Origin of the sequence: Streptomyces sp. NPDC057950, assembly GCF_042887295.1 — a bacterium.
GTDB classification, from domain to species: Bacteria; Actinomycetota; Actinomycetes; order Streptomycetales; family Streptomycetaceae; genus Streptomyces; species Streptomyces kaempferi.
In genome coordinates this window covers 133,460-146,294 of record NZ_JBHVPP010000015.1, presented here as the reverse complement: position 1 = coordinate 146,294, position 12,835 = coordinate 133,460, and the positions used below count along the sequence as shown (strand labels likewise).

The 12,835-nt window shown below is 72.5% G+C and carries 16 protein-coding genes; 9 read left to right on the top strand and 7 right to left on the bottom strand.

The features are described 5' to 3' along the window. Positions 1 to 177: 177 nt before the first annotated feature. Together ACFVTC_RS24695 and ACFVTC_RS24690 are read left to right on the top strand one after the other, a co-directional pair. Entirely contained in the window at positions 178 to 780 is a 603-nt protein-coding gene (locus tag ACFVTC_RS24695) for a SigE family RNA polymerase sigma factor (RefSeq protein WP_390130385.1), read from the top strand. Then, positions 770 to 1,519 (top strand): L,D-transpeptidase, encoded by a 750-nt coding sequence (locus ACFVTC_RS24690; RefSeq protein ID WP_390130383.1) that lies wholly within the window; start codon positions 770 to 772, stop codon positions 1,517 to 1,519. Before ACFVTC_RS24695 ends, ACFVTC_RS24690 begins: the two co-directional genes overlap by 11 nt. On the opposite strand, the gene ACFVTC_RS24685 is transcribed toward ACFVTC_RS24690, so the two are convergent. Further along, positions 1,486 to 2,289 (bottom strand): alpha/beta fold hydrolase, encoded by an 804-nt coding sequence (locus tag ACFVTC_RS24685; protein ID WP_390130382.1) that lies wholly within the window; start codon positions 2,287 to 2,289, stop codon positions 1,486 to 1,488. The two genes, ACFVTC_RS24690 and ACFVTC_RS24685, sit on opposite strands and share 34 nt — an antisense overlap. 71 nt (positions 2,290 to 2,360) lie before the next feature. On the opposite strand from ACFVTC_RS24685, the gene ACFVTC_RS24680 reads away from it, so the two are divergent. Then, positions 2,361 to 2,837, top strand: coding sequence for a MarR family winged helix-turn-helix transcriptional regulator (locus ACFVTC_RS24680; protein WP_390130554.1), 477 nt, complete (start codon positions 2,361 to 2,363; stop codon positions 2,835 to 2,837). Between the two features lie 10 nt (positions 2,838 to 2,847). Beyond that, positions 2,848 to 3,126: a ribosomal protein L7/L12 gene (locus ACFVTC_RS24675; protein WP_390130380.1), complete on the top strand. Its 279-nt coding sequence runs from the start codon at positions 2,848 to 2,850 to the stop codon at positions 3,124 to 3,126. Between the two features lie 133 nt (positions 3,127 to 3,259). Here the strand turns inward: ACFVTC_RS24675 and ACFVTC_RS24670 are convergent, their stop codons facing one another. Both ACFVTC_RS24670 and ACFVTC_RS24665 read right to left on the bottom strand, forming a co-directional pair. Then, positions 3,260 to 4,087 carry a hypothetical protein gene (locus tag ACFVTC_RS24670; RefSeq protein ID WP_390130378.1) on the bottom strand — a complete coding sequence of 276 codons (828 nt, stop codon included), beginning with the start codon at positions 4,085 to 4,087 and terminating at the stop codon, positions 3,260 to 3,262. Positions 4,088 to 4,193: 106 nt separating this feature from the next. Further along, entirely contained in the window at positions 4,194 to 4,457 is a 264-nt protein-coding gene (locus ACFVTC_RS24665; protein ID WP_390130376.1) for a hypothetical protein, read from the bottom strand. Positions 4,458 to 5,201: 744 nt separating this feature from the next. Here ACFVTC_RS24665 and ACFVTC_RS24660 point away from each other — a divergent pair. Both ACFVTC_RS24660 and ACFVTC_RS24655 read left to right on the top strand, forming a co-directional pair. Next, complete coding sequence (locus tag ACFVTC_RS24660; RefSeq protein WP_010986199.1) at positions 5,202 to 5,405, top strand: cold-shock protein; 204 nt, start codon at positions 5,202 to 5,204, stop codon at positions 5,403 to 5,405. 236 nt (positions 5,406 to 5,641) lie between these two features. Further along, entirely contained in the window at positions 5,642 to 5,920 is a 279-nt protein-coding gene (locus tag ACFVTC_RS24655; protein WP_390130374.1) for an SCO5918 family protein, read from the top strand. Positions 5,921 to 6,287: 367 nt separating this feature from the next. On the opposite strand, the gene ACFVTC_RS24650 is transcribed toward ACFVTC_RS24655, so the two are convergent. Next, positions 6,288 to 6,710 (bottom strand): ATP-binding protein, encoded by a 423-nt coding sequence (locus tag ACFVTC_RS24650; protein ID WP_390130372.1) that lies wholly within the window; start codon positions 6,708 to 6,710, stop codon positions 6,288 to 6,290. A 314-nt stretch (positions 6,711 to 7,024) separates the two neighbouring features. Here ACFVTC_RS24650 and ACFVTC_RS24645 point away from each other — a divergent pair, with 314 nt between their 5' ends. After that, positions 7,025 to 8,041 (top strand): FkbM family methyltransferase, encoded by a 1,017-nt coding sequence (locus ACFVTC_RS24645; protein ID WP_168529176.1) that lies wholly within the window; start codon positions 7,025 to 7,027, stop codon positions 8,039 to 8,041. A gap of 33 nt (positions 8,042 to 8,074) precedes the next feature. Here the strand turns inward: ACFVTC_RS24645 and ACFVTC_RS24640 are convergent, their stop codons facing one another. Genes ACFVTC_RS24640 through modA form a run of 3 tightly spaced genes read right to left on the bottom strand, consistent with a single transcriptional unit; the run spans position 8,075 to position 11,072 of the window. After that, positions 8,075 to 9,340 (bottom strand): ABC transporter ATP-binding protein, encoded by a 1,266-nt coding sequence (locus ACFVTC_RS24640; RefSeq protein WP_390130370.1) that lies wholly within the window; start codon positions 9,338 to 9,340, stop codon positions 8,075 to 8,077. Further along, complete coding sequence (modB, locus tag ACFVTC_RS24635) at positions 9,337 to 10,236, bottom strand: molybdate ABC transporter permease subunit (RefSeq protein ID WP_390130368.1); 900 nt, start codon at positions 10,234 to 10,236, stop codon at positions 9,337 to 9,339. The genes ACFVTC_RS24640 and modB overlap by 4 nt, the downstream gene beginning before the upstream one ends. Next, positions 10,233 to 11,072, bottom strand: coding sequence for a molybdate ABC transporter substrate-binding protein (gene modA, locus ACFVTC_RS24630; protein WP_390130366.1), 840 nt, complete (start codon positions 11,070 to 11,072; stop codon positions 10,233 to 10,235). The genes modB and modA overlap by 4 nt, the downstream gene beginning before the upstream one ends. Positions 11,073 to 11,246: 174 nt before the next feature. On the opposite strand from modA, the gene ACFVTC_RS24625 reads away from it, so the two are divergent. Together ACFVTC_RS24625 and ACFVTC_RS24620 are read left to right on the top strand one after the other, a co-directional pair. Continuing rightward, positions 11,247 to 11,732: a molybdopterin-dependent oxidoreductase gene (locus ACFVTC_RS24625; protein ID WP_390130364.1), complete on the top strand. Its 486-nt coding sequence runs from the start codon at positions 11,247 to 11,249 to the stop codon at positions 11,730 to 11,732. 86 nt (positions 11,733 to 11,818) lie between these two features. Beyond that, a complete protein-coding gene (locus ACFVTC_RS24620) occupies positions 11,819 to 12,754 on the top strand; it encodes a LysR substrate-binding domain-containing protein (protein WP_390130363.1) in 936 nt (311 codons plus the stop codon). Positions 12,755 to 12,835: the final 81 nt, after the last annotated feature.

Sequence of the window (12,835 nt, the reverse complement as noted above, 5' to 3'; positions counted from 1 at the left end):
CCAACCGGCCGCGCGGCGACGGCTCCTGACTCCGCTCGTCATCGGGTTCCCCCTGTGGTGTGTTTCGATGTGCGGCGTACGGGACCTGTACGCACGGCGCATTCGGCCGGGTTGCACGGGGCCGCGGAAATTCCGGGATTCTCCGGCGGGGGCACGACCGAGGAAGCTGCGGGAGGAATGACCGAGGAAGAGTTCGACGCGTTCTACGCCGCCGCGTTCCCCCGGCTGACCGGACAGCTCTTCGCGTTCACCGGGGACCACGGCGAGGCGCAGGACGTCGTCCAGGAGGCGTTCGTCCGCGCCTGGGACCGGCGGCGGGAGTTCCTCGCCGACGGGGCGCCGGAGGCGTGGATCCGCACTGTGGCGATGCGGCTCGCGGTGAGCCGCTGGCGTCGCGCGCGCCGCTGGCTGGAGCTCGTGCGCCGCACCCCGCCGCCCGAGCACGCTCCGGGGCCCGATCCCGAGCGCACGGCGCTGGTCGCCGCACTGCGCACGCTGCCCGAGGCGCAGCGGATGGCGCTGGTCCTGCACCATCTGTGCGACCTCAGCGTCGAGCAGGTAGCCTCCGAAACCGGGGCCCCCGTGGGCACGGTCAAGGCCCGGCTGTCCCGCGGCCGGGCGGCACTGGCACGGGAACTGGCGGCGGACGAGTGGGAGGCCGCCGACCGGGGGAAGAAGGCGCACGGAGGGCGGCGGGGGAACACCGCGAGGCCCTCCGGCGGCCCGGTGGCCCCGGCTGCCGCGGACGAGGGGAAGAGGGAGGACGACCGTGTCCGATGAACCCGCCTCCGAACTCGCCACCGACCTGCGCGAGTTGGCCGCCTCCGGCGAGACGCCGCCGCCGGTGTCCGGGGCCGAGATCCGCTTCCGGGCGGTACGCCGACGGCGCGGCCGCCGTACGGCCGCGACCGCGTCCGTCGCCGGTGCCTGCGCCGCGGCGGGCCTCGCGCTGCTGCTGGCCCTGCACCCCGGTGACGGCGGGACGCGGGAGCGGCCGTCCCCGGCGGCGAGTCCCACCGCCCCGTCCCGTACGCCCGTCACGGTCGGTGCCACCGTCGATCTCGCCCGCCGGGTGCTGACGGCCGCGGGCCGCGACATGCCGGTCTCCGCGGGCATGCCCGGCCGCCCCACGCCGACGGGCCGGATGACGGTGGTGGCGAAGCGGGACGTGCGGGTGGTGCCCACCCTGGAGGTGGGCCCGAAGGACGTCTATGCGCTGAAGGTGCCCTGGGTGATCGAACTGCGCGCCGCGGACGGGACGACGAACTTCGTCGGAGCCCTCTCCACCGACCAGAAGGCCCCCGGCAACTACGACATCACGGACGGCTGGATCGGGCTGCGGTCGGCCGACGCGCAGTGGCTGTACGGGCAGTTGGACCTGGGCGCGATGGTCGAGATCGGGGACTCGGTCTCCGTGTCGCCGACAGCGGGGGGCAGCGCTTCCCCGGCCGTCGGCGGCACGGGCGAGCAGCCCACGGCAGGCCGTCAGCCCACCGCCACGGCCGTTCCGTCCAGGTAGGAGTCGAGGGCGCCGAACGTCGCCGCGGGCTGTTCGATGTGCGGGAGATGGCCGGCCTCGGGCACGGACACGAAGCGCGCGTCGGCGAACGCCGCGGCGAGCGCCCGCCCGTACGCGGGCGTCACGATGCGGTCGCTCTCGCCCCACAGCACGAGCGCCGGGACCCGGATCCGGCCGAGACGGTTCAGGAGCTTCGGGTCGTGCATGTACGGGTCGCCGCACAGCGCCCGCAGCGTCGCCATGTCGGCCTTCTGGGCGGTGATCCGCTCCTCGGTGAGGGCGGCGGGGTCCACGGCGAAGCGGGCCGGGTCGTGGAAGGAGTACGTGCTGATCTCGCGCGGGTCGAGGGCGAAGATGTCACGGACCGGCTCGCCCGGTACGTCCACGCCGGCGGAGTCGACGAGCACGAGACGGGTGATGCGGTCGCCGTCGTCGCGGAAGGCCATCTCGGCGGCGGTCCAGCCGCCGAGCGAGGAGCCCACGACGAGGACGTCGCGGTGGCCCTCGTCCTTGAGCCAGTGCAGATAGGCGAGGGCGAGGTCGTCCACGCCGGTGAACCAGTCGGGGCGCTCGGTCCCGTTCCAGCCCGGGTGCGTGGGCACCACGACCCGCATGCGGGCGGCCAGGTGTGCGGCGATGCCCTGGACGGTGGCGGGGCCGCCACCGCCGTGCAGGACGAGGGCGACAGGGCCTTCCTCGGGGCCGCTCTCGGTGAGGGTGAGCGGGAGGTCGGGGCGGGTGCGGACGGTACGGGTCCTGGTGTCGGTCACGCGCCCACCGTATCTACGCATACGTATATACGCAATCGTATTCGCAGCATTAGAATCGTGGCATGAGTGGCATGACTCGTGGCACGACTGAGGAGGAGAAGCGCGTGGACGGTCACGTCGGCGGTGCGGTCGACCTCGAAACGCTGGGGCGGGCCGTGAAGGAGGCGCAGTACCGGCATCACCGAGCACTCGACACCCGCCTCGCGGCGGTCGGTACGACCCTCGCCCAGTGGGACGCGCTGCGCGCGATCGGGCGGTCGCCCGGTGCCTCCGCGCACGAACTGGCCATGGCGACCTTCCAGGGCGACCAGTCCTTCGGCACACTGGCCGGCCGGCTCGCCGCCCAGCACCTCGTCGAGCGGCGCCCCGGCCGCGGCCGCCGGATCGAGCACCACCTCACCGAGGCGGGCGAACGGATCCTGGAGGCGGGGCGTGCCGTCGCGGTCGAGGTGCTCGCCGCGTCCTTCGCGCCGCTGGACGAGGACGAGCGGGTCGCACTGCTGGGCCTGTTGCGCCGTCTGGGCGTGGACGGCGGGGCGCTTTCATAGGATCGGACCCATGGGAATACTCGGGTTCTTCGTCCTCGTCATGATCGTCTTCGCGACCTACGCGGGGCTGGAGGGAAGACTGGGCCGCACCGACCGCAGGATCGCCCGCGTCGAGCGGAAACTCGACCTGATCCTCGACCACCTGGGCGTCCAGCAGACCGAACCGGAGCTGGAGCAGGTGGCCGCGCTCGTGCGGGACGGCAGGAAGATCCAGGCGATCAAGGAGTACCGGGAGTTCACGGGCGTGGGCCTCAAGGAGGCGAAGGACGCGGTCGAGCGGATGGAATAACGCCTGGTGTGCCTGGTGTGCCTGGTGTGCCTGGTGTGCTCGGCCGTGCGCCCGGTGCGGACGGAAGGCCCGGACCGCCCGGACCGGCTCGGTGTGCGCGTCCCGGCCGGCCCGGTCCCGTGAGCGCGGTGCGTCAGTTCGTCGGGCTGGCGGCGGGTGTCTTTCCCTCGAGTACCTGCCGAAGCCGTGAGGTGCCCTGCTGGACGGCCTGCGCGGTGGAGTCCGACTCGGCGCCGTCCAGGCCGCCGTTGGTGAGGAAGAGGGCGCTGTCGCCGACCCGCACGGCGGCGATGTCCAGGGTCAGGGTCGAGGGCTCGCCGTCCAGCTGTCCGTTCATGGTCAGCATCAGCCCCTGCCGGGCGTCACCCTCGGCGGGCAGCTGCGTCGAGACGACCTGGATGTTCTGCTGACCGCCCTGCCCGTCGACCGCCGTGAACTCGGCGCACTTCTGCGGCAGCGTGGCCACCCACGCCAATTGCCTGTTCAGCTCCGCCTGCCCGTACTCGGCGACCTGGTAGTGCATCTGCGCCTGGTTGTTGCTGTCGTCGAAACCGGTGACGGCCTTGGTCCCCTTCGCCGGACCGAGCAGCTCTTCGGCGTACAGGCCGTCGAGCAGCTTCTGGCAGTCGGCGGCGGCGTTCTTGTCCGTGCCGAAGCCCGCCGCGTCGACCTTGCTCTTGAGCAGGCCGTCCCGCCAGGTCGCCGCACCCGACGTCCCCGTCCACTGCGAGGGCAGGTCCGCGTTGGTGATCAGCGCGGTCCTGGCCTGGGCCTCGGTGAGCGTGGCGGTGGGCGAGGGCGCCACCTTGGCCAGCGGGGAGGCGGGGACCGTACGGCCGCCGCCGTCGTTCGAGCACGCGGCCGCCGACCCCAGCACGCCCACCGCCAGGGCGCAGACCAGCAGCCGCGGCACGGGGGACGGCGGGCGGACGGAGGCGGGGCGGTACGGCGGACGGTTCACGGCGGAGGCCTCCTGACGGCGGGCGCGATGTCTCCGTCCACGCCACCACCGGGTGCGGCGCACCACCAGCGCACCGGGCCCGTCCGGGTGACCCGCCGCGCGGACGTCAGCCGGCCGGGTCGTGCGCCCGGCGCCCGGCGCCCGGCGTCGTCACCCGCACCCGGCGGCTTCCGCACCGTGTGCACACGGCGTCGGTCAGCGGCGACCTGATCGCGACGCCGTCCTCGTCGACGTACTCCTGCGTGTGCAGGCCGGCGGCGTCGGTCGGATCGGTGAAGAACATGACCTGGAACGTCGCCTCCCAGGTGTGCCCGCAGCCCCGGCACACGAACGCGAAGGTCTCCGACACCGCACCGGGCTCACTCGTCATGCGCTCTCCTGCGTCGTACGGGGCCGTCCCCCTGGCGTACGGGGTGCGTCCCGTCCCGGACCCGTACGAGGTGAATCCGTCGGCCGGGCGGCCGTCGGCCGGTCTCCAGCGCACACCCCTCGTCGCGTGGCGGCAACTCGGGGCGAGGGCGAGGGCGAGGGCGAGTGCGAGCGAGGGCGGGGTCGCGGGCCGCGCGGGTGCGGGGTCGCGTGCGGGCCGGGTGCGGGGTGGCGTGCGACGCGATCTCCTCGCCCGTCGCCCGTCGCCCGTCGCCCGTCGCCCGTCGCCCGTCGCCCGTCGCCCGCCGGCCGCGACACGCCGGCCGCGACACGCCGGGCCGGGCGCGCCCGTCGTGCCGTCACGACGGCGGAGCCGTCCCGACGGCACGTCGCGTCGCGGGGCCCGGCTCCGCCAGCCGTCCGTAGGGGGACCCGGCCCCGGCACGGGGGATCCGGTGCGGGAGGGCGTGGAATATCTGTCATGGCCGCGATAGAAAATGCCTCGGCCGAGGGGGCAGTTCCTTATTCCCCGGAGTGCGGTGAGATAGTGCGCCACCCTTCCGGAGCCGTGGCGTGCTAGTGTCGATATCAGTTGCAGTTGTGGTTCCCAAAGTCTTGGAGCGTCTTTCCGGTCCATACCGGTCGGTCGCTTCTGAATTTCCGGTTTTATCCGGAGGGGGCAACATCGCGGCGACGCGGACCCGCACAGTGTGGGTCCTCGAGCTTTGCCCCGAAGGAGATTGACATGGCTACTGGCACCGTGAAGTGGTTCAACGCGGAAAAGGGCTTCGGCTTCATCGAGCAGGACGGCGGCGGCGCCGACGTCTTCGCCCACTACTCGAACATCGCCACCCAGGGCTTCCGTGAGCTCCAGGAAGGCCAGAAGGTGACCTTCGACGTCACGCAGGGCCAGAAGGGCCCCCAGGCGGAGAACATCGTCCCCGCCTAGTCCGGGACCCGCTGACGCCTGACTTCTGAGTCGGCCGACGCTTACAGGTGGCCGGGACCTGCACCCTGAGGTGCGGGCCCCGGCCACCTGCTTTTTTTGGTTTCGTACCCGGGCTTCGTCCCCCGGCTGGTTTCGTACCGGATTGAATTTCCGGCGAATTTTCTGTCCGCCGTGCCCACTTTCCGGCCCGCCTCGCCCAGTTTCCGGGCCACGAAACTTCATCCCGCGGAGGCACCATGCGTTGTGTGATCGCCCGTTTCCCCTTCGACCTCATCAAGAGCGAGGTCGAGCACTCGATGGCGGGCGTCGAGCCCGAGTCCGTCACCGGCGCGTCCGTGCTCGTCGGCCCGATCGCCTACCCCGTCAAGCAGGTCGGCGAGATCATCACCAGGCAGGACCGCCGCGACTTCACCGAGGCCGAGGTGGCCCGTGCGCTCACCCGGCTCGGCTTCACGTGCCGGCCCGCTGCCGCGCCCGCCCGTACCGCCGTACCCAGCTGGGCCGAACCCGCCTAAGGGCTGTCCCGTAATCCCCGGCGGGCGCACGACGACAGCTACGGCACCTCGCCGCGTTGTCGGATCGCCCGAATAAGCCCAGTATGAGGACGACCCTCCGCCTTGCGATGCACCGCATCTGACGCCGCGCGCTGATCCACCGGGGATTACGTGACAGCCCTTAGGGGCGTGTTGCGAAAGTCCCGCCTGCCTCGCGCGGTCGACCGCCCCGGTGTCCCCTCCCGGGGCGTTCGCGTTTCCCCCGGCTTTGAGGTCCTCCTCGCGCGGCCGCAGCGGGACAGCCCTCAGAACCAGTCGTTGAGGACACCGGGCGGGACACGGCGCGATACATGGTCCAGCGGGCGGGCGACGCCTGCCGGGGCCGGGGCTACACGGCCAGGACCGCGCGGACCGTCTTGCCGCCCATGCCCGTACTGACGACCTCCAGGCGGTGGGCGAGGTGCTGCACCATCGCGAGACCGCGGCCGCTCTCCGCTTCGGTGTCCACCAGGCCGACCCGGGGCCGCCCCGGACTGTCGTCGTGGACCTCGACGGTCACTTCGCCCCCGTGCCCCACCTGCAGACGCAGCCGGCAGCCGGTACGCCCGTGCCGGACGGCGTTGGCGACGAGTTCGGACGCGATGAGCGTGGCGTCGTCGACCTGGTCGGCGGTCGGTGGCACCGTCCGCGGACGCGGCCGGGTCAGGAACGCCGACGTCAACCTGCGGGCCCTGCCTGCCGAAACGGCCGTGCGTGGCAGGGTGTACTCCACGCGGGCGGTCTGCCGGACGGCGCGCTGCTGCGCACGCATGACAACCTCACTTCCCCTCCCAGGACACCAGGTACCCGGCGGCCGGACCCCCGCCGGCCGGGCCCCGCGCGAAACGGCGCGCGGCGGTCCTGCCCCCGGGTGATGCCCGCCCCCGGCGATCGGCAACCGGCGATCGGGGTCACAAACCCGTCAACGGTGTACAGGAGACGGTCACTGACGTTCTCCCCGTGCGAGGGGGTGCGGGTGGGGTGATCGCGTCGGACCGATGCCGACGCACTGTCATCAAGTGTTCCTCCGCGCGAAAGTTGTTCGAGCAACTCCCGTTCCCCACATGATTCTGCAAGGGTGTGGGGATGCCGACCCTTTACAGAAGAATGCTCGGTCTGCTCCCCCGGATAGGCGTGCAGGTTCTCGACCTCGGTTCGGGCGCGGCGGTGGTCTACCGACGCGGCAGGCGCACCCGCGTGCCCGTGGGGCGCACGGCCGATCTGATCGCCCGCGGCCAAGGGCGCTACGAGGTCACGGCCGTGGGGCCGGAGAAGAAGGCCGACATGTGGGTGGTCGCCCGGGAGTCCTCGGCGCAGGGCGATGCCTGGGGAAGCGTGCCCTTCGGTGAGTCCGGCGGGCGGTTGCTGGTCGACGAGACGGCGTCGGCGGCCGACGAACGCCGCTTCCAGATCGCGGCCGCCGAGTATCTGTGCACCCAGCACGTGACCGCCCTGCTGGAGAAGTACCGGGTGAACTGCGTCTTCGACGTGGGTGCCAACGCGGGCCAGTACGGTCGTCGGCTGCGCAGGCTCGGCTACACCGGCCGCATCGTCTCCTTCGAACCCACCGCGGACGCATTCGAGAAGCTGGAGCGGGCCGCGGAGAAGGACGACGACTGGCAGGTGTTCAACGTCGGGCTGGGCCGCGAGGACTCCGCGCAGTCCATCCACGTGGGCTGGAACACCATGAACTCCCTCCTACCGCCCAGTGATTACGGGAAGGACCGCTACCTCCGGTTCGCCAAGACCCGTACCGAGGACATCGAGATCCGCCGGCTGGACGGGATGCTGGAGAAGGCGCTCGACGGCATCACCGACCCCCGCCCCTACCTGAAGATGGACACCCAGGGCTACGACCTGGAGGTGTTCGCCGGCGCGGGCGAGCGGATCGCGGACTTCGTCGGTATGCAGTCGGAGGTCGCCGCGCTGCGGCTCTACGAGGGCAGCCCCCGGATGCGGGAGGCGATCGCCACGTACGAGGAGGCCGGGTTCGAGATCACGGGCATGTACCCGGTGACGCGTGAGGAGACGACCGGCCGGGTCGTCGAGTTCGACTGTGTGATGGTGCGTGCCGACGCCGTGCCGGAGGCCACGTCCGCGTGACCGGCGCCGGTCCCGGCACCGGCGCCGCACGTACTACGCCGGATACGCGTGCGTCTGGGCGGCTTTGACCGTCGCCCAGACCGGTGCGCCCGTGTGCAGGCCGAGTTCGGCCGCGGCGACGGTCGTCAGGTCGGCGGCCAGCGGGAGTTCACCGGTGAGGTCCACGCGGATCTGGTCGCCGTGCGTCTCCAGACCCGCGACCTCGCCCTGCCACAGGTTGCGCGCGCTGGACCCGGTCGGCCGGTCGCGGTACAGGGTGACGGCGCCGGGCGGGAACGCCACGAAGACGGGGCCGGTCAGCTCCTCGGTGGTGGTGATCGCCGGGCCCGCGTCCAGTCGTACGGTGTGGCCCTCGGCCCTGCCCCGGTAGAGGTTGAGGCCGACCAGCTGGGCGATGTAGTCGGTGCGCGGGTGGCGGGCGATGTCCGAGGGGGTTCCCTCCTGGACCACCCGGCCGTGCTCGACGACGACCAGCCGGTCGGCCAGCACCATCGCGTCGAGCGGGTCGTGGGTGACGAGCACGGCCACGGCCTCGAACTCGGCGAGATGGCGCCGGAGTCCGGCGCGCACGTCGAGTCGGGTACGGGCGTCGAGTGCGGCGAGCGGCTCGTCGAGCAGGAGCAGCCGGGGGCGGACGGCCAGCGCGCGGGCGAGGGCGACGCGCTGTGCCTGGCCGCCGGAGAGCCGGCGCGGTCTGGCGCCGGCGTGGTCGGCCAGGCCCATCCGGTCCAGCCAGGCGGCGGCCCGCGCCCGTGCCTCCGCCTTCGGCACGCCCTGACAGCGCGGCCCGAACGCGACGTTGTCCAGGGCCGTCAGATGCGGGAAGAGCAGATAGTCCTGGAAGACGACTCCGACCGGACGGGACTCCGGCGGCGTACCGTCCAGCCGGACGCCGTCCAGCCGGAGCCTGCCGCCGTGCGAGAGCGGGGTGAGACCGGCCAGGGCCCGGAGCGCGGTGGTCTTCCCGGCGCCGTTCGGCCCGAGGAGCGCGACCACGTCTCCGGGGGCGGCGCTCAGCGTCACGTCCAGGTGGAAGGCGCCGCGGTCGACGACGAGCCGGGCGTCGAGGCCCTGCCCGGATGCGGTGTGCCCGGCCGGGTCGGTGCCTCCGGCCGGCGCCGGGTCGTGGTCCGGTTCGGGTTTCCGGAGCGGCGCGGGTTCCCGGTCCGGTCCGGGGTGCCCGGTCCGTGTCCGGCCGTCGCCGCAGGACTGTCCTTCGCCCGGAGCGCGGCGGCCCGCGGCGGCCGGCCCGTTCCCCGGCGCCGGGTTCTCCCCGGTCTCGGGGTTCACGCCCGTCATGACACCCCCGTCATCCAGCGGTCCCGCAGCCCGGCGAGGACCGCGATCGACACGACGAGCAGCACCAGGCTCAGCGCGATCGCGGCGTCGGGGTCGCTCTGCAGGGCCAGGTAGACGGCGAGCGGCATGGTCTGCGTACGGCCGGGGAAATTGCCCGCGAACGTGATGGTCGCCCCGAACTCGCCGAGCGCGCGGGCCCAGGCGAGGACGGCGCCCGCCGCGATGCCCGGCGCGATCAGCGGCAGCGTGACCCGGCGGAACGCGGTGAACCGGGAGGCGCCGAGCGTCGCGGCCGCCTCCTCGTACCGCGGGTCGGCCGCCCGCAGCGTGCCCTCCACACTGATGACCAGGAACGGCATCGCCACGAACGTCTCCGCGACCACCACCCCCGCCGTGGTGAACGGCAGCGTGATCCCGAACCAGGCGTCCAGCGACTGGCCGACGACACCGTTGCGCCCCAGTGCCAGGAGCAGCGCCACACCGCCGACCACGGGCGGCAGGACGAGCGGCAGGGTCACCAGTGCGCGGACGAAGCCCCGTCCGGGGAAGTCGGTGCGGGCGAGGAGCCAGGCCAGGGGCACGCCCAGGACCAGGCTCACGCCGGTGGCCGCGGTCGCGCAGACCAGGGAGAGCTGCAGGGCCTGCCACACCTCGGTACTCGTCAGCAGGTCCGGCAGGCCGCGCCAGGGAGCCCGTACGAGCAGGGCGAGCAGCGGCAGCAGCAGAAACGCCAGACCGACGAGGGCCGGCAGCAGCAGCGGCAGCGGCACCCCGCCCCGGACGCCCGACCGGACACCCGACCGGACAACCGGCCGGACACGCGACCGCCGAGGTCCGTCGTCGGGAGCGTCGCCCCGCGGGAGAACCTCGGCGTCCGCCCGGTCCGGCTCGGTCACGGCTGGAGGAAGCCGGCCGCGGTCAGCACCTTCTGGCCCTCGGGGGACTGCACGAGCGCGATGAACTCCTTGGCCGCGGCCGCGTTGGGCGCGTCCTTGAGGAGGACGATCGGGTAGTCGTTGATGGCCTTGGCCGACTCGGGGAACTCCACGCCCTCCACCTTGTCACCCGCGGCGTTCACATCGGTCTTGTAGACGACCGCGGCGTCGGCCTCCTTCAGCTCCACCTTCGTCAGGGCGCTCTTGACGTCCTGCTCGTAGGAGACCGGGGTGAGCTTGAGACTGCTGGCGTCCAGCGCCTTCTGCGCGGCGGCGCCGCACGGCACCGTCTTGTCGCACAGCACCACCTTCAGGCCGGACTTGGTGAGGTCCTTGAGGGAGGCGACCTTGTCCGGGTTGCCGGGCAGGGTCGCGATCTCCAGCTGGTTGCGCACGAAGACGGCCGGAGTGCCGACCGCGTCGCTCTTGTCCGTCACGATGGCCATCGTCTTCGGGCTCGCGGCGGCGAACACATCGGCCGGGGCGCCTCCGGTGATGCCGGCGGCGAGTGTGTCGCTGCCGCCGAAGTTGAAGGTCACCTTCGTACCCGGGTGGGCCTTCTCGAAGTCCTTGCCCAGGGTCGTGAAGCTCTCCTTGAGGGAGGCGGCGGCGAACACCGTCACCGTGCCCGACGGCTTGTCGGACTTCGCGGAGGAACCGGACTTCGTGCTGTCGGACTTCGTGGAGCTGTCGGAGTCGGAGGAGCAGGCGCTCAGGGCCAGCAGCGCGGCGGCGCCGACACCGGCCACCTGCAGCATCCGGCCGGTGCGGCGGGTTCGGCTCGCGGATCGGGTCATCACGGGTGTACTCCCTCGGAGGCCTCAGGCATGCTTACGCCGATCATACTTTCGCAGATGCGAGCCATAAGTCTCCTGTCGAATCGCATGAGCCGCACGATCAACGTTCGGGTGTCCGCATGTGCGTTTGGACGGGACGGCGCTCTGGGTACGTTTTCCGGGAGGTGGTGCCCAGTGAGCCGGTCCCTGACACATCCGCCCGCGTACTCGCCGGCGTCGGTCGCCCTGACCGGGGACCTCGCCCGCCCGGCCCGGCTCACCGTGCCCGATCTGCTGGCGTGGCCCCAGCACCGGGCCCGGGTCAGCTTCGAGTGCGCCACCAGCGGCGTGCAGCACCACCGCTTCGAGGGCCCGCTGCTGCACGACGTGCTGCGTGACGCCGGTCCCGGCTTCGATCCCGCCCGCCGCAAGGACCGCCTGCGCTTCCTCATCGCCGTGGGCGGCGCGGACGGCCACCACGCGCTGCTCACCTGGGCCGAGATCGACCCCGACTTCGCGCACGCCCCGGTCCTCCTCGCGGTCGGCATCGACGGCGACCCGCTGGACCGGGCGGGCCCCCAGCTCGTGCTGCCGCAGGACCGCTGCGGTGCGCGGCACATCAGCGGGATCGACACCATCCACGTGGACGGCCGCTACGGCCCCTCCCGTCCATGGACGTGACGCGAACCCGTCTGCGACCCTGACCCGCCGGCGGTCGGCGGTCGGCGGTCGGCGGTCGGCGGGTCGCCGTTCGGGGGAGGTCGCGCATGCTGTTGCGTCAGCTGGAGTACCTGGTCGCGCTGGCCAGGGAGCGGCACTTCGCCCGCGCGGCGGCGGCCTGCTTCGTCTCGCAGCCCTCGCTGTCCGCCGCGATCCGCCGCCTCGAACACGAACTGGGTGTGCCGATCGTGCGCCGGGGGCGGCGGTACGAGGGGCTGACCCCGGAGGGCGAGGTGGTGCTGGCCTGGGCGCACCGCATCCTCGCCGAGCGCGACGCCCTGCACCAGGAACTGTCGGCGCTGCGCGGCGGCCTGACCGGGACCCTGCGCCTGGGCATCGTGCCCACCGCCCTGCCCGCCGCCTCGCTCCTGACCACCCCGTTCTGCGAGCGTCACCCGGGGGTCCGGGTCAGTCTGGAGTCCCTGTCGTCCGCGGACATCTCCCACGGGCTGGCCGAGTTCGAACTCGACGCGGCGATGACGTACCTCGACGACGACGGGCTGCGGCACATGCGGCGCTTCCCGCTGTACGAGGAGCGGTACGTGCTGCTGACACCGGTGGACGGCCCGCTGGCCACGGCGTCGACGGCCCGCTGGTCACGGGCGGCGGACCTGCCGCTGTGCCTGCTCAATCCCCGGATGCGCAACCGGCGCATCATCGACGAGTGCTTCGCCGCCGACGGTGCGACGGCCGTGCCCACGATCGAGTCCGACAGCGTCGCCGGACTGTACGCGCAGCTGCCGAACGGCCGCTGGTCCAGCGTGATCTCGCATGCGTGGCTGCACATGTTCGGCGTACCGGAGGGCATGCGGGTGGTGCCGCTCGAAGGGCCCGCGCACGGACCGCGGGTGGGGCTCGTGGTGGCGCGGGACGACCCTCCGTCCGTGCTGGCGGAGGCCCTGCTGAAGGTGGCGCGCGAGGCGGGCGTGCGGGACGCGCTGGACGCCCTGCTGACCAGCTACCTGGGCGGCGGCCCGAGTTGATAGCCGTCGGCTATCTCCGCATAGCGACGTTCGCTTTGACCTGCGGAATCGACCCCGAGGATGGTGAAGGCAACCTTCCGT